This window comes from Pseudomonas sp. QL9 (genome assembly GCF_041409665.1).
Lineage (GTDB): Bacteria > Pseudomonadota > Gammaproteobacteria > Pseudomonadales > Pseudomonadaceae > Pseudomonas > Pseudomonas knackmussii.
Genome location: NZ_CP166971.1, coordinates 5,284,232 through 5,301,956, shown reverse-complemented (window position 1 = coordinate 5,301,956; position 17,725 = coordinate 5,284,232). Strand labels below are relative to the sequence as shown.

The window sequence follows — 17,725 nt, the reverse complement described above, 5'->3', positions numbered from 1 at the left end:
CTCCGGCCATTGGCCCTGCGGTTAGTCGCTGCCGACCGCGGGGCCTTTTTATTTCCGCCGCGCGTCGATACCGCCCGCGTGGATGTTCCTCTGCAGGAGCGAGCTTGCTCGCGAACCGGAGTCCCGCCGATTTACCCCGCGAAACCTCCCGCAACCTGTGCCATCTTCTTGGGACCCACACCCAAGGACCCACCCGATGCAAGCCCTGCTCACCGCGCACCCGCTGTTCGTCGCTCCTTTCCTGTTGCTCCTCGACCTGCTGCTCTGGCGCCTGCTCGACGCACAGCGGCCGTGGTGGCGGGTGGCGCTGCGCCTGGGTTTCTTCCTGCTCTACAGCCTGCTGCTGTTCAATGCCGGGATCAGCCCGCTGCAACAGGCGCCCTGGCCGGAAGACCTGCCCAGTCACCTGGTGGCGACCTTCCTGCAGATCATGTGGTGGTTGTTCGGTGCGCGCTGCCTGACGGTGCTGATCGGCGCCTTCCTGCTGCAACGGGTCGGTCATGCCGGGCGCTTGCTGCAGGAAGTAATAGGCGCGCTGATCTTCCTCGTCGCGGTGATCGCGGCGGCTGGCTACGTTCTAGACCTGCCAGTGAAGGGCCTGCTGGCGACCTCCGGCGTGGTCGCCATCGTCCTCGGCCTGGCCCTGCAGAGCACGCTGAGCGACGTGTTCTCCGGGATCATCCTCAACACCACCAAGCCCTACCAACTGGATGACTGGATCAGCATCGACGGCACCGAGGGCAAGGTGGTGGAGATCGACTGGCGCTCTACCTACCTGCAGACCGCGCAGGGCAGTCTGGCGGTGATCCCCAACTCCCTGGCCGGCAAGGCCAAGCTGCTCAACCTCAGTCGACCGGCCAACCTCTATGGCGTCAGTGTGACGGTCGAGATCAGCCCGCTGGTGCGCCCGCGCACTGTGCTGGATGCCCTGCAACGCGCCCTGGGCGGTTGCCGCGCGCTGCTGCCGGAACCGGCGCCGAGCGTGGGCATCCGCAAGTCCGCTGGCAGCGGCGTGGAGTACGAGATGAGCGGCTACGTCGCCTCCATGGGCGAGAAGCGCGAGGTGCGCAACCAGCTTTACGACCTCGCCTTCCGCCACCTGCAAGCAGCCGGCATCGTCCTGCTGAGCAACGCCGAAGCGCTCGCCACCCGCACTGAATTGCCGCGGGCGCGAAGCCTGCTCGGCGAGTCGCCGCTGTTCGCCGCGCTGACCGACGAGGAGAAAGACGTCCTGAGCTCGCACATGCACGCGCAGCCCTTCAAGGCCGGCCAGGTATTGCTGGAGATCGGCGAGGTCAGCGAGGACCTGCTGATCATCGAGTCCGGGGTGGTCAGCGTCACCCTGCCGCGCAGCGACGGCAGCATCGAAGCGGGGCGCATGGGCCCCGGCGAGATCATCGGCGAGGCCGGAGTGCTCTCGCGCAGCGGCTGGCAGGCGCGCTTCAGCGCACTGAGCGACGGGCGCCTGTACCGCATCCCCGGCGACGCCCTGCAGCCCTGCCTGGAGGCCCGCCAGGAGATCGCCGAGGCCATGGCCCGGCTGCTCGACTATCGCCAGCAGGCCACCGCCGCGCTGCTGGTCGAGGCCCCCGTCCGCCCGCGTCGCCGCGGCTTGCTGCAATGGCTATCGGGCCTTCGTCACCACGCTTGAGGCTGCGGTCCGGCAGCGGCAAGATGATCGCCCCGCCCTGCCCTGCCCTCCAGGAGCCGCGACATGACCGACACCCGCCACCTGTTCACCCAGCAGGCCGACGCCTACCGCAACGGCCGCCCGACCTACGACCCGGCATTCTTCGCCTGGCTCGCCCAGGTGGCGCCGGGTACCGGCCTGGCCTGGGATTGCGGCTGCGGCTCCGGCCAGGCCAGCCTCGACCTGGCCCGGCACTTCCGGCGCGTGGTGGCTACCGACATCAACACGAAGCAGCTGGAACAGGCGCCGCGCGAACCCAACATCGACTACCGCTGCGAACCGGCGGAAAGCACCTCGCTGCAACCGGCGAGCGTGGACCTCACCCTGGTAGCCCAGGCGCTGCACTGGTTTGACATCGAACGTTTCTATGCCGAGGTGCGCCGCGTCTCGCGCCCAGGCGCATTGCTGGCGGTGGTCTCCTACAACCTGCTGAACATCGAACCGCAGCTGGATACGCTGATCCGCCACCTCTACCACGAGATCGTCGGCCCCTATTGGGCGCCGGAGCGCAAGCACGTCGAGACGGGCTACGCGAGCATTCCCTTCCCCTTCGAGCAGGTCGCTACGCCACCGTTCGCACTCGAAGCCGAGTGGGACTTCCAGCGCCTGATCGATTACCTCTACAGCTGGTCGGCGGTAGCCAGCTACCGCCAGGCCACCGGGCATGACCCGGTACAGGAGCTGCGCGCAAAGTTGCAGGCTGCCTGGGGCAACGAACTCACCCGCAAGGTCAGCTGGCCGCTGACTATCAAGCTGGGCAAAGTGGCCTGAACTGCGCATGACCTCCGCGTAGGAGCTGACCCTTTTTCGCGATCCAGCCAGCAGGCCGGCCCTGCATTCCTTCGCGGATGAGACCCGCCCCTACAAGGCATCGTGAAAGATCACCCCGAGCGTGAAGCGCTCACCCCAGAGCAGGCGGCTCACCCCGTGGCGCATGTTCACCCGGTAGTCTCCCCGAGCCCCACGCACCGGCCGCTGCGCCACGGCAAACACCACCGCATCGCCGCGCTGCAGCGGCACCACTTCCGCTCGTGACTGCATGCGCGGACGCTGCTCGGTAAGTACGAACTCCCCTCCGCCGAAGTCCTCTCCTGGTTGCGACAACAACACCGCCACCTGCAAGGGAAATGCGCACTCGCCGTAGATGTCCTGGTGCAAGCAGTTGTAGTCACCGGCACCGTAGCGCAGCAGCAAGGGAGTGGGTCGCAGTTGCCCGGCCGCATGGCAACGCTCGACGAACTCGGCATGCCGGGGCGGATAGCCAGGCGAATCGCCGAGCTGCTCCTGCCAGCTATTGGCAATTGCGGAAAGAGGCACATACAACGTCTCGCGTAGTGCCTGCACCAGCCCTGGCAAGGGATAGTCGAAGTACTTGTACTCCCCCTGGCCGAAGTTGTGCCGGGCCATGACTACACGGCTCCGGAAGACCTCATCGCGTACGTACGACCCACTCAGCGCGGCACACTGACTCGCATCCAGCAATGAAGGAATCTGCGCATACCCGCGCTCATCGAGCTGTCGTGCCAGCTCGTTCCAGTCCAGCGCGGCGATGCGCGCAGTCCACGCCACTTGGGCAGTTTCGGTCATCGAAGAAGAGCTCCTGGCGGTCAGGCTGAAAGTCTAAGCAGGCCCCCATCACAACCGCGCCCCGTTACCGGCTTTCAAAACGGCACGGGTAGAATGAGCCTCTACTCCGCCAGCACGCACTGCCATGAGCCTCGACCGCCAGACCCTGCAGAACATCAGCCGACTGACCCTGGAGCACTACCAGTCCACCGCGGAAGCCTTCCGCGAAGGCACCCGCGACCATGACGTCAGCCAGAACATCGCCGCTCTGCTTCGGCATATCCACGGCGAAGCACCCTTCGCGATTCTCGATATTGGCTGCGGCCCGGGGCGCGATCTGCGGACCTTCAAGGCACTGGGCCACGAACCGGTAGGGCTCGATGGCTGCCCGGACTTCGTCGAGATGGCCCGCTCTGAGAGCCACTGCGAAGTATGGCTGCAAGACTTCCTGGCGCTGGACCTGCCGCCGGCGCGCTTCGATGGCATCTACGCCAACGCCAGCCTTTTCCACATTCCCTTGCAGGAGTTGCCTCGGGTGCTCGGCCAGTTGCACGCGGCACTGAAACCGAACGGCGTGCTGTTCTCCTCCAACCCGCGAGGCAACAACTCCGAAGGCTGGAATGGACCGCGCTATGGCTCCTATCACGACTGGGAACACTGGAAGAGCCTGCTCGAATCCGCGGGCTTCAAGGAGTTGGAGCATTTTTACCGCCCCGCCGGATTACCTCGCGAACAGCAACCCTGGCTGGCCAGCGTCTGGCGTCGCGCCTGATTGCCGGCGGGTACTCGACGGCAGAGCGGCCGCTGGTGCAATTGATCGATCAGACGGCAACCCCCGAATGAGCGCAGACACCCATTCAACCACCACAGGTTAATGCGGCTGCGCCAGGCGGTGCAGGTTCCAGCGCACAACGCCCCAGATCGACATCTCGTCGCCTTCTGCAATGTGGATGGGCGGATAGCGGTCATTGGCCGGCAGCAGGGCGAAGCCGCCATCGATGATGTCCAGACGGCGGATTAGAGGCTCGCCATTCACTGCAGCCACCACCACCTCGCCGGCATTCGCCAGCAGCGAGCGATCCACTACCAGCAGGTCGCTGTCGTGGATTCCGGCCCCGGTCATACCATCGCCATGTGCGCGCACTATGTAGGTATGTGTGCCCTGCAGGCCGAGCAGGTCGTCCAGTGATTGCAGGCGATTCTGCTGGAGCATGGCAGGATCATTGGCAAGTGGTGTTGTAGCAGCGGCATGTGGCATGGCTGGTCGCCTCCTGATACTGTATATACATACAGATATCAGAATGCATGCAGCTCGGCAAGGCCTCTGCACACTACAGCGACAGGCATTCCACGGCGGGTGATCTATCCTTGCCGTTGGGGGCGAGGACGTTCGATATGAATCCTGGCACGTTTGTCACACTCCTGATCTTTAGCTGGCTGATGCTGGCAGGAGTGACCTTATGGGCGCTGCTGCGCGTGCCTATGCGCAGGGCTCGGTTGCACCGCCTGCATGGCGAACAGGAACAGCAGCGAGCCACACCCAGCGAATCCTTGTCGGTAACCGACGCCAGTCCGCAGGGCGTGGTCGCGCGCAAACGCCATTTCGGCAAACCGCTCTGGAGCCGCTGAGCGGCGCATGCAGGAACTGGCGGCGCAGCCGTCCCTCTTCCATCCCTGCTTGAATTTCAGCAATCGGCGCGACCTGTTCGCGCCGATATCGCATGTGCCCGACTCGTCGCCGTGGCTATCAGGCCAGTCGAATGGCTGCGCCGGAAACCTCGTCACGAAGCGAGCGCAACTCGGCAGCGTCCTGGTGCAGGTCATGAATCGCGTTGAGCAAGCGTTGACGCAGGAGTTCGTCGCGAACCTGGTCGACTGCACGCATGACCTCGAGCGCAGTGGTTTCATTGTGGCTGGCTACCGCGTCCAGCAGTTTGCGGATGTTCCGGGGAGGACGTTGCATGTCTTGGGACCCTTGAAAAACTGCGGGAACCCTAGGACATCAATATTTCTCAGAAATTTCAGTCAGTTGCGATCTGACGAACGGCAGTGCAGAGGATCCCGGATGGCACGTACGGATGCGGTCCGGAGTGGACAGCCGTCACAGAGGAATTCCCTGCACGATCAATCCCTTGGCTCGAGATGCCTTGGCTTTACCGGCTTTCGCCGACTCGGTATAGTCACGCCCCTTGACGCACCCTCCCCGGCTCGGATGGTGAAATTGGTAGACACAGCGCACTTAAAATGCGCCGGCCCAACGGTCTTGCGGGTTCGAGTCCCGCTCCGAGCACCATGTCACGCATCCCTGGCGTGATCGCCCGCCTCGCTCCGGCCCTCAGAATTAGTCGTAATTAGAGGCTATTCGCCATCATCACCCCCTGACTACCATGGCTCCACGCCTGGCTGAAAGGATGCGGACCCGGCGCAAGGCTGCCTCCCGCACGGCGGCCTTTTTCATTTCCCTCTTTCACCCCCCCAATTTTCCGACTCCTCGGCAACGATTTCTTCACGTGCCGGCGGCGATGATTGCCGACAAAAAGGAGTAGCCTGAATGAGACAACGCATCGCCACGCGCGTAGGTCGTTCCCTGGTGGTAGTCGAAACCAAGGACATCACTCACTTCAGCGCCGAAGAGAAATACGTAACCGCCTTCACCAGCAAGGGGCAGATTCACTTCGAGGCCACGCTGAAGGACCTGGAAGTGGAGTTCGCCGAGGAATTCGTGCGCATCCATCGCAGCCACCTGGTGCGTCGCAGCCTGATCACCGGACTGCGCTGGAAAGCCTATGCCGTCAGCATCGGACTTGCCGGCACCAGCATTCGCCTGCCGCTCAGCCGCAACCGAGCAAGCTTCATCAGGGAGTTGCTGAATGCCGCCCCTGCGAATGCGGAATCCATCGGCATGGTCTCGCACATCGCCGAACCCTCAGCGACTTCCGCACAGCAACACGCCGCTCATTGAATTCGGATGTGAAGGGTTTCACTCCCCGGCTAACAACAAGTAGCTGGCGGCAGGGAACCCCCTGCAGAATTGCCGGTCTGAGTTCGCCGGATTCCCCAGCACGCGCCTCGCTCGACCATTCGGCCCACTAGCCCTGCGCTGCTCTAACACCACAATCGATACTCCCCTTTCAGAGGTTCGCAACATGCGTAAAGTACTTCCCGTCCTCGCCTTCAGCCTGCTCGCCGCCGCCCAAGGTGCCATGGCCGGCAGCGGCACCCAGGCAGCAGTCGGTGGCGGTCTGGGCGGTGCCCTGGGCAACGTCGTCGGCCAACAGCTCGGCGGCAGCACCGGCGCAGCCCTCGGCGCTGGCCTGGGCGGCGCAGTAGGTGGCGCGGCCACCGCGAAGAAAGGCAAGAAAACCCAGGCAGCCATCGGTGGCGGCCTCGGCGCGGCCGGCGGCTCGATCCTCGGCAACAAGCTGGGCGGCAGCACCGGCGCGGCCATCGGTGCTGGCCTGGGCGGCGCAGCCGGCGGCGCCATCGGCGCGAAGAACTAAGGACGCACTCGACGCCTGCGGGCGGTAGCGTGTCCCACGAAAAAGCCCCTTGGATGTTCTCCAAGGGGCTTTTTGCTGGTCACCTGAATCGCGGCTGGATCATCCCGCGCAACTACCATCCCGGTACCTTGTGCTGTGCCGAAATCGCCAGGTAGCTGAATAGGTACCCTCCTACCACCGCCGCAGCAATCGCGACGGCACACCACAACTTCACTTTCGACACGGACTCCTCCCTGAGCTCTGCATGCGCGCAGAGCATACTGACCGACTCCCTGGCTGTCCCTTGCTTTCGAGTATCGTCGTCGATACGGATACCCCAGCGATGGCTTGCTGGACCGCGGCGTCCAGAAGCGCCGCCCGACCACAAACATTCGCGCATGTATATTTATTTCGCAAGTCGAATAGTGGCAATATGCCCCGCCCTCTTGCTGAGGACACTGCCGGCCAACGCAAGGATGCACAGGCCGGCTTTCAGCCGATCATCTCGCGCGGCAGGCACTTAGAGCCCCACTGAAATCACCCCGGTACGGACCTGTTCGGCAATGCCGATCAGGCGCTCGGCATCCTCTTGCAGAAAGTTGGCCATCCTCAGCAAATGCTCGGCCTGAGATTTCGGCAACTGCGCGGCGGCTCGCTCCAGGTCGACCGCCAGCCCCTCGTGCCGGAAAGCCATGTTCAGCAACTCGCGCCGTAACTGCTGGCTCGAACTGTTCAGGCCCATCGCGAACCCTCCTGATGCGGTCGAAAATCTCAGCATAGTTGCCGGAGCCAGGCTCCACGCCCTGCGCTGAAATCGATCTTCCCGCCCCATCGTGCGTGCAATGCGAGCTGCGCACCTTCAACTACTTGGCAATTGGACACACCCCAAGCAACAGCAGGGTTGCCAGCACGCCCGCCCCCTCCAGCCGCTGGTTACCCACCCGAGCGGCAACGCGTATCCGCAATGGTCATCCGCACGAAAAGCCCGTGCCGTAGCGACTGGATTGACGCGGGTCAAAATTCGGCAATCAGCCATTGATAGGATGCACCCGCACAGTGCAGAAAGGATGCTCCAAGTGTAGGATCGCGCGCCCCCGCGGCGCGGTCCTTCTCCCCTTGATCCCGTCCCTATGCGGTCAGCTTCGACACTGATTTCAGCACCAACTCGTCGCATGCCCAATGTCACACAAAACCCAAGGGGAATCGCAGTGCTGCCAGCATTCGGGCAAATTCAGCAAAAGGCTCGCCTGCGCCATGGTCTTTACCGAGAGCGAGCTGTACATTAGCCAATCCTTGTCGGTCACGGACGAGGCCCCGTTGTCCTGCCCATATCTGGAACGATGAAGCCGACAAGCGACCTGGCCCCGACTACCGCACAAACCTCCCGCACCGACCGCGACCACCGTATCGGCCTGTTCCTGTCGCTGCTGCTGGGTCTGGTGCTGGCTGGCGTCCAATTCGCCCAACCACAGCTGCACGACGGCGCCTACTGGCTCCCGGCGGCCCTCCACGCGATCTGTGAGATATTCGCCGTCACCGTCGCCGTGCTGGTGTTTGCCGTCACCTGGCATAGCTATCGTCCGGCGCAGCCGACCAACCTGCTGCTCCTGGGCTGCGCATTCCTCGCCATCGCGCTGTTGGACCTGGCCCACGCTCTCTCCTATCGCGGCATGCCGGACATGGTCACGCCGGCATCCCCGGAAAAGGCGATCAACTTCTGGCTGGTATCGCGCCTGTTGTTGGCGCTGACACTTCTGCTGATGTCGCTGCGTCCGTGGCGCCCCCTGCGCAGTCACCGGTCGCGCCTGCCGATGCTGCTCGCCACCCTCCTGGTGGTCGCACTGGTCTGGGTACTCGGCCTGGGCTTTCCGGATGTCTGGCCGCATACCTTCGTCAACAGCCATCTGACGCCTTTCAAGATCACGGCCGAGTGGATCATCATTTTCCTGCTTGCCGTTGCCGCCCTACGCTTTCTCAGCGCCTGGCGACACGGCCTGCCATACGCTGCCGGCAACCTGATGGCGGCTGCGCTGATTTCGATCCTCGCCGAGCTCTGCTTCACCGCCTACAACAACGTCCACGACATCTACAGCCTGCTCGGCCACCTGTACAAGGTGGCTTCCTATTGCCTGATCTACCAGGCGGTGTTCGTCGCCAGCGTACGTGAGCCTTACGAGCGCCTCGCGGTGGCCATCGCCGACCGCCAGGCAGCAGAGCAGCGCATCGAAGTGATGGCGTTCCACGACAGCATTACCGGTCTGCCTAACCTGGCCCTGCTGCAGGACCGTACCCTGCAGGCGCTGGCCGCCATGCGTCGAGACGACACCTGCGTCGGCCTGCTGTTTCTCGATGTCGATGCCTTCAAGCTGATCAACGACTCCCTGGGCCTCGAGCCGGGTGACCGACTGCTACGCGCCATCGGCCAACGCCTGCTCCACGGCCTGCCGGAAAGCGCAACCCTGTGCCGCTATGGCAGCGACGAATTCGCCGTGCTGTTGCCCGGACTGAACGGCCCCGAGGCGATGGCGGAAGTGCCCCAGCGCATTCTCGACCTGATGGCCACTCCGTTCGAGATCGATGGGCAACTCATTCCCTGCTCGGTCTCCATCGGCGTAGCGCTGGCCCCTAACGACGGACACGAACCGAACAGCCTGCTGCGCAACGCCGAGAGCGCCATGTACAAGGCCAAGCAGGCCGGCCACCGGACCTGGCGATACTACGACGCGGCAATTGACAGCGAAGTGAGCGAGCGCCTGCACCTGCTCAACAGCCTGCGACAGGCAATCGAGCGTAGCGAACTGCAACTTCACTATCAGCTGCAATTCGAGCTGGCGAGCGGAGAAGTCGTCGCCGCAGAGGCCCTACTGCGCTGGCAACATCCCGAGCTCGGAGCAATTTCGCCGGCTCGCTTCATCCCGATCGCCGAGGAAAGCGGACTTATAGTGCCGCTTGGCGAATGGACACTGCGCCAAGCCTGCCGGCAAGCCGCCCAATGGCGCACGGCGGGCATCGGAGTACCTCGCGTGGCGGTAAACCTGTCACCCCTGCAGTTGCATCATCATTCGCTGGAAGACGCAGTTCGGCGTGCCCTGCAAGACGCCAGCCTGCCAGCCTCGGCGCTCGAACTGGAACTGACCGAATCGAGCCTGATAGCCGATACCGCGCAAGTCCTGCATACCTTGGAAAGCCTCAAGCGCCTGGGAATCAAACTCTCCATCGACGATTTCGGCACCGGCTACTCATCACTGGGCTACTTGCGTCGCCTGCCGGTGGACACCCTGAAGATCGACCAGTCCTTCGTCCGAGCCATGGCTACGAGCACCGATGGCACGGCCATAGTCGAAGCAATCATCCAGATGGCGCGCTCTCTCGGCCTGGACACCCTCGCCGAAGGCGTCGAAGACCAAGCCACCGCTAGCCAGCTGCAGCAGCTGGGTTGCCAGCTGGCGCAAGGCTATTTCTTCGCTCGCCCGGTCCCGGCCAGCGAAATCCCGACGATCCTTGCCAGGCACGAAGGCTTGCGGGGCGCCTGACTTGATGCCTGCATATCGTGCGAGAGAGCCGAAACCGAGCAGAAGTCACTCGGCAAACGCGTGCGGTACTTGTTCGGGCTAACGCCGAGCTGCGGAAGAAAGTCGCGCTGCAGGCTGTCCAATTTCGTGCAGCCACTTCTGCGATGAATTTCGCCTGGACGCAATTGCGCTTTCAGCCCCGCCCACCCTGTAAGCGGCAGGAAATGAAAAAGCCCAGCACAATGGCTGGGCCTTGGGATTCAAGTAGGCGGCCGGTGCTGGTCTCCGGCTTACAAGGTTTCTCAGGCTTCCCGCGGAAAGGTAGTCATCCTTTCCACTTCACACGGCATAAGGGGCGGATCGTGTCTTGCTAACCGTGTACCCTTCGGAACGTGCCCCACGTTTCCTTGCTATCCGTTTGCGCATCAGTCTGCGTTCTCGCCTACTGAGATTCAGCGTAGCAAAGCGCTTCGCCCGCGGGCGGGTGTTTTTAGACCGATTGCGTTTTGCCGGGTGCGGCGCTGGATGAAAAAGCGCTAACCCAAATGGCTGAAGCCATAAGCAAGGGAGTTCAGCAAAGCAAAGTGCGCACTGTCGCAGAATCAGCCCGATTTGATTCCGTTGCCGTGATCGTAGCCACCGCCGCCGATCAAGGACTCCTCGTAGTGCGCCTTCAATGCCTCGGCCGCCATCAGGGCCTTGCATTGCAGCTCCCAGAAGTCGATCCGGACGTCCTCTTCATCCAGGTCAGGGCCGGACTCCAGGAAGTCTACGATCGCGCGGAATGCCAATTCGGCATCCTTCGAAAGATGCCCGGCCTTTTGCCAGTAGTTTTCGCTTGCCATGACTTGAGCCTCCTGGATCTGGGGAGACTAAGTTAGGCACGCGGCTGGCTGCTTCGCCAGCTCAGCCACAGTTGCGCCTCCAGCGCACCAGGCCGCCACAACCCCGCTAACTTGGTCGCGGTTAGAAGTGTGGACTGAGGCTCATGAACAGCAACGCGGAAACGAAAACGCATGCGCTGGCGGCCGAAAGCACGCCCAGTGCAACCACTGCTTCTTTGCTGTCGACCAGATCGGCGAACGCGGACAGAACTTTCATGATCAGGCTCCTCAGACATTAATCTTCGATGCCCTTGAATTCTCTCCTGGCGTCCTCGGTGCCCACCTGACAAGTGTCAAGGTTTCACACCCTACCTGCTGAAGCCGGAATAGTGGAAACGATCTGAAATTAGCGGAAACCGCCGGCTTTCTGGCAGGCAAAGAAAAAGCCCCGTAGAACTTAATCTACGGGGCTTTTCTGTTGGAGGCTGAGGTCGGAATCGAACCGGCGTTCACGGATTTGCAATCCGGTGCATAACCACTCTGCAACTCAGCCATGAACTGGGTGGAGAACCACCTTTGTTCTTTTGATCTTTCGCCTCAGTTGCTGGCGAAGGATCTTAATTTGGAGCGGGAAACGAGACTCGAACTCGCGACCCCGACCTTGGCAAGGTCGTGCTCTACCAACTGAGCTATTCCCGCGTCGCGTTGACGGGCGCCATTCTAACTTTTTCTGATGCCTCGTCAACCCTTTGATTCAAAAAAAGTTTATTTCTCTTTCGGGGTGGTGCTCAGGTGCGGCCAGGCGGCCAGCAGATAATGCAGCATCGACCACAGGGTAAGTGCGGCGGCGATAATAAGCAGCGCATAGCCGGTCACTACCCAGAACGAGATTACTGGCGTGTTTGCCAGCAGGATGACCAACGCCGCCATTTGCGCGGCGGTCTTCCATTTGCCGAGGCTGGATACCGCTACATGCGCGCGGGCGCCGAGTTCGGCCATCCATTCGCGCAGGGCCGAAACCACGATCTCGCGGCCGATGATGATAACCGCCGGCAGGGTCAGCCAGAGGTTGGCGTGCTCTTCCACCAGCAGCACCAGGGCCACCGCGACCATCAGCTTGTCTGCCACCGGGTCGAGGAAAGCACCGAACGGCGTGCTCTGCCCCAGCTTCCGCGCGAGGTATCCATCCAGCCAGTCGGTAGCCGCCGCCAGGGCGAACACTGCGCTCGCCGCCAAGTGACTGGCCGGGAACGGGAGATAGAACAGCAGGATGAAGAACGGAATCAGGAAGACACGGAGCAGGGTTAACAGGTTCGGAATATTCATCGGGACCACTGGCCGGTGAGTTGAGCCCGGCATTCTACTCGCTGTGCAAAGCAGCATAAATCTGCTCGGCCAGCTTTTTGCTGATCCCCGGGGCTTTGGCGATTTCATCGATACTGGCGCGCCCGAGTTCCTGCAACCCGCCGAAATGCTTGAGCAAGTCGCGGCGCCGCTTCGGCCCCACGCCCGGCACCTCTTCCAGGCTCGACGTACGTCGCGCCTTGCCCCGGCGCGCGCGGTGGCCGGTGATGGCGAAACGGTGCGATTCGTCGCGGATCTGCTGGATCAGGTGCAACGCCGGGGAATTGCCCGGCAGGGTGAACTCATGCTCGGCGTCGTTCAGGTAGAGGGTTTCCAGGCCCGGCTTGCGCGTCACGCCCTTGGCCACGCCCAGCAGGATGAGGCCCACCACCGAAAGCTCCTGGAGCACTTCCTGGGCCATGGCCAGTTGCCCCTTGCCGCCGTCCACCAGGAGGATGTCGGGCATCTTGCCCTCGCCTTCCTTTAGCCGACTGAAGCGTCGCGTCAGTGCCTGGTGCATGGCGGCGTAGTCGTCGCCGGGGGTGATGCCTTCGATATTGAAGCGACGGTAGTCGGACTTCAGCGGGCCCTCGGGGCCGAACACCACACAGGAGGCCACGGTCGCCTCACCGCTGGAATGGCTGATGTCGAAGCACTCCAGGCGCTGCGGTGGTTCGTCCAGGTCCAGCGCTTCGGCCAGCGCCTCGAAACGCGCGGCCACGTGCTGCCGGTTGGCCAGGCGCGCGGCCAGGGCCTGTTCGGCATTGGTCACCGCCAGTTGCTGCCAGCGCGCCCGCGTGCCGCGCACGCGGTGGCTGATCTCCAGTTCGCGGCCGCGCGCGGTGGCGATGGCTTCGATCAGTACCGGGAAGTCCTCGTGGACCGCATTGACGATCAGCTCGGCCGGCAAGTCGCGCTCGTGGTGGCTCAGGTAGTACTGACCGAGGAAGGCCAGCAGCACTTCGTCGAGTTCTTCCTCGATACCGACCTGCGGGAAGAAGTTCTTGCTGCCCAATACGCGCCCGCCACGCACGCTGATCAGGTGCACGCAGGCGCCGCCCGGGTTGACGATGGCGGCGATCACGTCGACGTCGCCGCTACCGCCTTCCATGCTCTGCTGGTCCTGCACACGGCGCAGGATCGCCACCTGGTCGCGCAGTTCGGCGGCTTTCTCGAAGTCCAGGCGCATCGCCGCCTGCTCCATGCCGCTGTTCAGCTCATCGGCCAGCTGGTTGCTGCGGCCTTCGAGGAACATCACCGAGTGACGCACATCCTCGGCGTATTCCTCCGGGCTGACCAGGCCGACACAAGGCCCCTTGCAGCGCTTGATCTGGTATTGCAGGCACGGCCGGGTACGGTTGCGGAAGTAGCTGTCCTCGCACTGGCGCACCAGGAACGCCTTCTGCAGCAACGCCAGGCTCTCGCGGATCGCCCCGGCGCTGGGATACGGGCCGAAGTAGCGGCCCTTCTGCTTCTTCGCCCCGCGATGGATCGACAGCCGCGGGTACTCGTCCTCGCTGGAGAGGAACACGTATGGGTACGATTTATCGTCACGCAGGAGAATGTTGTAGGGCGGCCGCCATTCCTTGATCAGCGTCTGCTCGAGCAGCAGCGCCTCGGTCTCGTTGGCGGTGATGGTGGTTTCGACCTGGGCGATGCGCGCCACCAGGGCGGCGGTCTTGGGCGCAAGGCCGGTCTTGCGGAAGTAGCTGGCCAGGCGCTTCTTCAGGTTCTTCGCCTTGCCGACATAGAGCAGCTTGGCGTCCACATCGAACATGCGGTAGACGCCGGGGCGGCCGCTGCAGGTGGCGAGGAAGGCCGCCGAATCGAACACCGCGCTCATCTAGTTGCTGGCATCCACCATGCCGTGGCGCACCGCCAGCAGGGCCAGTTCGACGTCGCTGGTGATGGAGAGCTTCTCGAAGATGCGGTAGCGGTAGGTGTTCACCGTCTTCGGCGACAGGCAAAGCTTGTCGGAGATGCTCTGCACCTTGTGGCAGTTGGCGATCATCAGGGCGATCTGGATTTCGCGTTCGGACAGCGCGTCGAACGGCGAGCCGTTCTTCTCCGGCTCGAAGGACTTCAGCGCGAGGGTCTGGGCGATCTGCGGGCTGATGTAGCGATGCCCGGCGAACACCTGGCGAATGGCCTGGACCATTTCCTCCAGAGCCGCACCCTTGGTCAGGTAGCCGGAGGCGCCGGCCTGCATCAGGCGCGTCGGGAAAGGATCGTCCTCGCACACGGTCACGGCCAGCACGCGCACGTCCGGCTGGCTGCGCAGCAGCTTGCGGGTGGCTTCCAGGCCGCCGATGCCCGGCATCTTCACGTCCATCAGGACCACGTCGGGCTTGAGCTCGCGGGCCAGCTTCAGGGCGTTCTCGCCGGAATCGGCCTGCCCTACCACCTGCAGGCCGTCGATGTCGGCAAGCATGCGAGAAATACCGGTGCGCACCAGATCGTGATCGTCGACCACCAGCACCTTAATCACGCAGCACCTCATTGCACAGAATTGGGAATTCGGTCGCTCGTCGGAGCACCGTGGAATCCGCGAACCTTAACAGAAAGCAATGCTCTGACCTAGCTTGGAACATGGGTGCCAAAAAGCAAACGCCAGGAAAATATCATGCGTCCCGAGCCGCGGGGCGCACACTTCGCCTGGAAGTCGGCAAGCTGTCAAGGACGGGCATTTCGAGCCTTTCGCTCGGGAACGCGCAAGTCGTCGGTTGACCCGCACGTCGAGAACGCACCGCAGCGCGCCAGGTGCCATGCTGGAGGCATGATTCGACGAGCTGCGTCACCGCCCGTCCCCTGCCCATGAGGACCGTCGACCATGTCCCTGCACATCGAAACCCCTCTGATCGAATCCCTGCCGCTCAGCCGCCAGGCCGGGCGCGGCATCTGGCTGAAGCTGGAGGCATTGCAGCCCAGCGGTTCCTTCAAGCTGCGCGGCATCGGGCTGGCCTGCGAAACCTATGCGCAGCAGGGCAAGCGACGTTTCGTGTCGTCCTCCGGTGGCAATGCCGGCGTCGCAGTGGCCTACGCGGGCCAACGTCTGGGCGTGCCGGTCACCGTGGTGGTGCCGGAATCCACCACCGAGCGCGCGCGGAACCTGCTGCGCGAGCTGAACGCCGAGCTGATCGTGCACGGCGCCAGCTGGGCCGAAGCCAATACCCTGGCACAGTCGCTGCTCGACGATGAGAGCGCTTTTCTCCATCCCTTCGACCACCGCCTGCTCTGGCGAGGCCATGCCAGCCTCGTCGACGAGGTTGCGCGCAGCGGCTTCCGGCCGAATGCCGTCGTCCTATCCGTCGGCGGCGGCGGCCTGCTCTCCGGTGTCATCGAGGGGCTGGAACGCAACGGCTGGGGCGAGCTGCCAGTGATCGCCGTGGAGACCCGCGGCGCCGACTCGCTCAACCAGGCGCTGCGCGCCGGCACCCGCATCACGCTGGAAGCCATCACCAGTATCGCCACCTCGCTGGGCGCCAAGCAGGTGTGCGAGCGCGCCTTCGACCTCGCCCGAAGCCATGACGTGCGCAGTGTCCTGGTGTCCGATCGCGCTGCGGTAAATGCCTGCGAGCGCTTCCTCGACGACCACCGCCTGCTGGTCGAACCAGCCTGCGGCGCCAGCCTGGCGATGGCCTATGAAGGCGCCAAGGTGCTGGAAGACTTCGACAAGGTGCTGATCGTGGTATGCGGCGGCGTCACCGCGACGGTCGACAACCTGCGCGAATGGGCACGGGTCTGCGCCTAGAAATCCGCATTCGCGGCGGCCGTCAGCAACCACAGGCGGCCCTCCTCCAGGCGAAACGGCTGCGCCTGCAGGTGGGCGCCGGTACAGGGACCGTCGACACACAGGCCGTCCTCGAAGCGGAACATAGCGCTGTGATGGGCGCACATCAGCCATTGCCGGCCGTAGGTGCAGAACTCCCCGGGACGAAAATCCAGCGGCACCGAGAAATGCGGACAGCGATTGCGATACAGCCAGGCCTCGCTGCCGCGCCGCACCGCCACCAGCGCCAGGCGCTCGCCATCCAAGGCCAGCTCCAGGGACTTGGCGCCGCCGTCGGGGATCTCCTCCAGGGCGCAGAGCTCAGTGGCGTCCACCATCAGCTCCTCAGTTCCGGGTTGCCCAGGCCCCAGTTCCACGGGCGGATCTCGATGCGCTCGAAGATGCCCGCGCGCACATAGGGGTCGTCGTCGAGGAAGGCGCGCACTTCATCCAGTGAAGCGGCCTGCACCACCAGCAAGGTGCCGTTCATGCAGCCATCGGCGGCATCCAGCGTCGGCCCGCCAAGGCGCACGACGACCCGATGGGGCGATGGATCACGCAAGTGCTCCCGGTGCGCCGAACGTATGCGCTGGCGCAGGGCCAACTGCTCCGGCTTGTCGGTGGCGAACACGGCGAAGTACTGGTGCATCGTCAGCCTCGCTCCAGCACGAAGTCGTAGCGCGCCAGGCGGAACTCCCCGGCGAAGTCGAACTCGGCGGCCAGCGCGTGATCGGTCCCGCAAGGCTCGTAGACCACCCGCAGGGAATCCTTGACGCCAAATACCGCGTCGGAATCCAGGTACGGATCGTCGTGGTTGAACAGGTGGGTCACCAGGGTGCGCTGGCCGGCGGCCTCGATCATGAAATGCAGATGCGCCGGACGCCACGGATGGCGGCCGGTGGCCGCGAGCAACTGGCCGACCGGGCCGTCGGTGGGAATCGGGTAGCTGACCGGGACTATCGTGCGGATGGCGTAACGCCCTTCCGCGTCGGTGCGGTAGCGTCCGCGCAGGTTGCCCTGCGGCTGTGCCTCGTCCTGGCCGGAATACATGCCGTTCTCGGCGGTCTGCCAGACGTCCAGCAGCGCCCCGACGACCGGCCGGCCATCGGCATCGAGCACACGGCCGGTGACCAGCGCCGGTACGCCGGGGCTGAAGGCCATGTTCTCGCCATGGCCGCGCTCCGGCATGCCGGCAATGTAGAAGGGACCGAAAACGGTGCTTTCGGTGACGTGCTCGGCGGCGCGGTGGTTGATCGCATCGACCAGCATCGACAGGCCGATCACATCCGACAGCAGGATGAATTCCTGGCGCACCAGGCCGTCGCACTTCTGTCCGGTGGCGGTGAGAAAGCGGATGCCTTCGAACCATTCGGCCTCGGTCAGCTCCACTTCGCTGGCGAAGGCGTGCAGATGGCGCACCAGGCTCTGCACGAGCTGGCGCAGGCGCGGGTCGGCGGTGCCGGCGAAGCTGGCGACCGCCTGGGCAGTGATTCGGGATTCGGGGCTGAGGGTTGTCATTGTTGTTCTCGCTCTCGACGGAC

20 protein-coding genes and 3 tRNA genes are annotated in these 17,725 nt (G+C 63.7%); 9 read left to right on the top strand and 14 right to left on the bottom strand.

The window, feature by feature from the left end:
• The first annotated feature begins 196 nt into the window (after window positions 1-196).
• Both ACA097_RS24800 and ACA097_RS24795 read left to right on the top strand, forming a co-directional pair.
• On the top strand, window positions 197-1,651 hold the full coding sequence (locus ACA097_RS24800) for a mechanosensitive ion channel domain-containing protein (RefSeq protein ID WP_371366609.1): 1,455 nt from the start codon (window positions 197-199) through the stop codon (window positions 1,649-1,651).
• 63 nt (window positions 1,652-1,714) lie between these two features.
• The gene (locus tag ACA097_RS24795) at window positions 1,715-2,461 is read left to right on the top strand and encodes a class I SAM-dependent methyltransferase (RefSeq protein WP_371366607.1); all 747 of its coding nucleotides are present in this window, start codon (window positions 1,715-1,717) and stop codon (window positions 2,459-2,461) included.
• Between the two features lie 90 nt (window positions 2,462-2,551).
• Here ACA097_RS24795 and ACA097_RS24790 read toward each other — a convergent pair whose 3' ends face one another.
• Window positions 2,552-3,277 (bottom strand): 2OG-Fe(II) oxygenase, encoded by a 726-nt coding sequence (locus ACA097_RS24790; protein WP_043253106.1) that lies wholly within the window; start codon window positions 3,275-3,277, stop codon window positions 2,552-2,554.
• Between the two features lie 124 nt (window positions 3,278-3,401).
• Here ACA097_RS24790 and ACA097_RS24785 point away from each other — a divergent pair, with 124 nt between their 5' ends.
• The gene (locus ACA097_RS24785) at window positions 3,402-4,028 is read left to right on the top strand and encodes a class I SAM-dependent methyltransferase (protein ID WP_160287486.1); all 627 of its coding nucleotides are present in this window, start codon (window positions 3,402-3,404) and stop codon (window positions 4,026-4,028) included.
• A 99-nt stretch (window positions 4,029-4,127) separates the two neighbouring features.
• Here ACA097_RS24785 and ACA097_RS24780 read toward each other — a convergent pair whose 3' ends face one another.
• On the bottom strand, window positions 4,128-4,469 hold the full coding sequence (locus ACA097_RS24780; RefSeq protein ID WP_160287487.1) for a LexA family transcriptional regulator: 342 nt from the start codon (window positions 4,467-4,469) through the stop codon (window positions 4,128-4,130).
• Between the two features lie 182 nt (window positions 4,470-4,651).
• Here ACA097_RS24780 and ACA097_RS24775 point away from each other — a divergent pair, with 182 nt between their 5' ends.
• The gene (locus tag ACA097_RS24775; RefSeq protein WP_371366605.1) at window positions 4,652-4,885 is read left to right on the top strand and encodes a hypothetical protein; all 234 of its coding nucleotides are present in this window, start codon (window positions 4,652-4,654) and stop codon (window positions 4,883-4,885) included.
• Window positions 4,886-5,003: 118 nt separating this feature from the next.
• Here the strand turns inward: ACA097_RS24775 and ACA097_RS24770 are convergent, their stop codons facing one another.
• Complete coding sequence (locus ACA097_RS24770; protein ID WP_043253112.1) at window positions 5,004-5,219, bottom strand: hypothetical protein; 216 nt, start codon at window positions 5,217-5,219, stop codon at window positions 5,004-5,006.
• A 243-nt stretch (window positions 5,220-5,462) separates the two neighbouring features.
• On the opposite strand from ACA097_RS24770, the gene ACA097_RS24765 reads away from it, so the two are divergent.
• The 3 genes from ACA097_RS24765 (at window position 5,463) to ACA097_RS24755 (ending at window position 6,756) form a co-directional block, all read left to right on the top strand.
• Window positions 5,463-5,549, top strand: a tRNA-Leu gene (locus ACA097_RS24765).
• Window positions 5,550-5,807: 258 nt separating this feature from the next.
• Entirely contained in the window at window positions 5,808-6,218 is a 411-nt protein-coding gene (locus tag ACA097_RS24760; RefSeq protein WP_371366603.1) for a LytR/AlgR family response regulator transcription factor, read from the top strand.
• 184 nt (window positions 6,219-6,402) lie between these two features.
• Window positions 6,403-6,756: a hypothetical protein gene (locus ACA097_RS24755; protein ID WP_043253113.1), complete on the top strand. Its 354-nt coding sequence runs from the start codon at window positions 6,403-6,405 to the stop codon at window positions 6,754-6,756.
• A 499-nt stretch (window positions 6,757-7,255) separates the two neighbouring features.
• Here the strand turns inward: ACA097_RS24755 and ACA097_RS24750 are convergent, their stop codons facing one another.
• Window positions 7,256-7,477: a hypothetical protein gene (locus tag ACA097_RS24750; RefSeq protein ID WP_043253115.1), complete on the bottom strand. Its 222-nt coding sequence runs from the start codon at window positions 7,475-7,477 to the stop codon at window positions 7,256-7,258.
• Window positions 7,478-8,075: 598 nt separating this feature from the next.
• Here ACA097_RS24750 and ACA097_RS24745 point away from each other — a divergent pair.
• Window positions 8,076-10,268: a putative bifunctional diguanylate cyclase/phosphodiesterase gene (locus ACA097_RS24745; protein ID WP_371366601.1), complete on the top strand. Its 2,193-nt coding sequence runs from the start codon at window positions 8,076-8,078 to the stop codon at window positions 10,266-10,268.
• A 581-nt stretch (window positions 10,269-10,849) separates the two neighbouring features.
• On the opposite strand, the gene ACA097_RS24740 is transcribed toward ACA097_RS24745, so the two are convergent.
• From ACA097_RS24740 to uvrY, 7 genes are all read right to left on the bottom strand, one after another.
• Window positions 10,850-11,092: a hypothetical protein gene (locus tag ACA097_RS24740; RefSeq protein WP_371366599.1), complete on the bottom strand. Its 243-nt coding sequence runs from the start codon at window positions 11,090-11,092 to the stop codon at window positions 10,850-10,852.
• 121 nt (window positions 11,093-11,213) lie between these two features.
• Entirely contained in the window at window positions 11,214-11,348 is a 135-nt protein-coding gene (locus tag ACA097_RS24735; protein WP_269090585.1) for a hypothetical protein, read from the bottom strand.
• A gap of 202 nt (window positions 11,349-11,550) precedes the next feature.
• Window positions 11,551-11,624: transfer RNA gene (locus ACA097_RS24730), tRNA-Cys, on the bottom strand.
• A 70-nt stretch (window positions 11,625-11,694) separates the two neighbouring features.
• Window positions 11,695-11,770, bottom strand: a tRNA-Gly gene (locus ACA097_RS24725).
• Between the two features lie 66 nt (window positions 11,771-11,836).
• The gene (gene pgsA, locus ACA097_RS24720) at window positions 11,837-12,397 is read right to left on the bottom strand and encodes a CDP-diacylglycerol--glycerol-3-phosphate 3-phosphatidyltransferase (RefSeq protein WP_371366597.1); all 561 of its coding nucleotides are present in this window, start codon (window positions 12,395-12,397) and stop codon (window positions 11,837-11,839) included.
• Window positions 12,398-12,431: 34 nt separating this feature from the next.
• Entirely contained in the window at window positions 12,432-14,258 is a 1,827-nt protein-coding gene (gene uvrC / locus ACA097_RS24715; RefSeq protein WP_160287492.1) for an excinuclease ABC subunit UvrC, read from the bottom strand.
• Window positions 14,259-14,903, bottom strand: a complete 645-nt coding sequence (gene uvrY / locus ACA097_RS24710; RefSeq protein ID WP_043253142.1) for a UvrY/SirA/GacA family response regulator transcription factor — start codon at window positions 14,901-14,903, stop codon at window positions 14,259-14,261.
• 342 nt (window positions 14,904-15,245) lie between these two features.
• Here uvrY and ACA097_RS24705 point away from each other — a divergent pair, with 342 nt between their 5' ends.
• The gene (locus ACA097_RS24705) at window positions 15,246-16,166 is read left to right on the top strand and encodes a pyridoxal-phosphate dependent enzyme (RefSeq protein ID WP_371366593.1); all 921 of its coding nucleotides are present in this window, start codon (window positions 15,246-15,248) and stop codon (window positions 16,164-16,166) included.
• On the opposite strand, the gene ACA097_RS24700 is transcribed toward ACA097_RS24705, so the two are convergent.
• Genes ACA097_RS24700 through ACA097_RS24690 form a run of 3 tightly spaced genes read right to left on the bottom strand, consistent with a single transcriptional unit; the run spans window position 16,163 to window position 17,702 of the window.
• On the bottom strand, window positions 16,163-16,522 hold the full coding sequence (locus ACA097_RS24700; protein ID WP_371366591.1) for a Rieske (2Fe-2S) protein: 360 nt from the start codon (window positions 16,520-16,522) through the stop codon (window positions 16,163-16,165). The two genes, ACA097_RS24705 and ACA097_RS24700, sit on opposite strands and share 4 nt — an antisense overlap.
• Window positions 16,522-16,833, bottom strand: a complete 312-nt coding sequence (locus ACA097_RS24695) for a YciI family protein (RefSeq protein ID WP_043253144.1) — start codon at window positions 16,831-16,833, stop codon at window positions 16,522-16,524. The genes ACA097_RS24700 and ACA097_RS24695 overlap by 1 nt, the downstream gene beginning before the upstream one ends.
• Window positions 16,834-16,835: 2 nt before the next feature.
• Window positions 16,836-17,702: an intradiol ring-cleavage dioxygenase gene (locus tag ACA097_RS24690; protein WP_043253145.1), complete on the bottom strand. Its 867-nt coding sequence runs from the start codon at window positions 17,700-17,702 to the stop codon at window positions 16,836-16,838.
• Window positions 17,703-17,725 lie beyond the last annotated feature (23 nt).

Coding starts and splice junctions, on each gene's coding strand:
- ACA097_RS24800 (WP_371366609.1), top strand. CDS start 197: ATGCAAGCCCTGCTCACCGCGCACCCGCTGTTCGTCGCTCCTTTCCTG.
- ACA097_RS24795 (WP_371366607.1), top strand. CDS start 1,715: ATGACCGACACCCGCCACCTGTTCACCCAGCAGGCCGACGCCTACCGC.
- ACA097_RS24790 (WP_043253106.1), bottom strand. CDS start 3,277: ATGACCGAAACTGCCCAAGTGGCGTGGACTGCGCGCATCGCCGCGCTG.
- ACA097_RS24785 (WP_160287486.1), top strand. CDS start 3,402: ATGAGCCTCGACCGCCAGACCCTGCAGAACATCAGCCGACTGACCCTG.
- ACA097_RS24780 (WP_160287487.1), bottom strand. CDS start 4,469: ATGCTCCAGCAGAATCGCCTGCAATCACTGGACGACCTGCTCGGCCTG.
- ACA097_RS24775 (WP_371366605.1), top strand. CDS start 4,652: ATGAATCCTGGCACGTTTGTCACACTCCTGATCTTTAGCTGGCTGATG.
- ACA097_RS24770 (WP_043253112.1), bottom strand. CDS start 5,219: ATGCAACGTCCTCCCCGGAACATCCGCAAACTGCTGGACGCGGTAGCC.
- ACA097_RS24760 (WP_371366603.1), top strand. CDS start 5,808: ATGAGACAACGCATCGCCACGCGCGTAGGTCGTTCCCTGGTGGTAGTC.
- ACA097_RS24755 (WP_043253113.1), top strand. CDS start 6,403: ATGCGTAAAGTACTTCCCGTCCTCGCCTTCAGCCTGCTCGCCGCCGCC.
- ACA097_RS24750 (WP_043253115.1), bottom strand. CDS start 7,477: ATGGGCCTGAACAGTTCGAGCCAGCAGTTACGGCGCGAGTTGCTGAAC.
- ACA097_RS24745 (WP_371366601.1), top strand. CDS start 8,076: ATGAAGCCGACAAGCGACCTGGCCCCGACTACCGCACAAACCTCCCGC.
- ACA097_RS24740 (WP_371366599.1), bottom strand. CDS start 11,092: ATGGCAAGCGAAAACTACTGGCAAAAGGCCGGGCATCTTTCGAAGGAT.
- ACA097_RS24735 (WP_269090585.1), bottom strand. CDS start 11,348: ATGAAAGTTCTGTCCGCGTTCGCCGATCTGGTCGACAGCAAAGAAGCA.
- pgsA (WP_371366597.1), bottom strand. CDS start 12,397: ATGAATATTCCGAACCTGTTAACCCTGCTCCGTGTCTTCCTGATTCCG.
- uvrC (WP_160287492.1), bottom strand. CDS start 14,258: ATGAGCGCGGTGTTCGATTCGGCGGCCTTCCTCGCCACCTGCAGCGGC.
- ACA097_RS24705 (WP_371366593.1), top strand. CDS start 15,246: ATGTCCCTGCACATCGAAACCCCTCTGATCGAATCCCTGCCGCTCAGC.
- ACA097_RS24700 (WP_371366591.1), bottom strand. CDS start 16,522: ATGGTGGACGCCACTGAGCTCTGCGCCCTGGAGGAGATCCCCGACGGC.
- ACA097_RS24695 (WP_043253144.1), bottom strand. CDS start 16,833: ATGCACCAGTACTTCGCCGTGTTCGCCACCGACAAGCCGGAGCAGTTG.
- ACA097_RS24690 (WP_043253145.1), bottom strand. CDS start 17,702: ATGACAACCCTCAGCCCCGAATCCCGAATCACTGCCCAGGCGGTCGCC.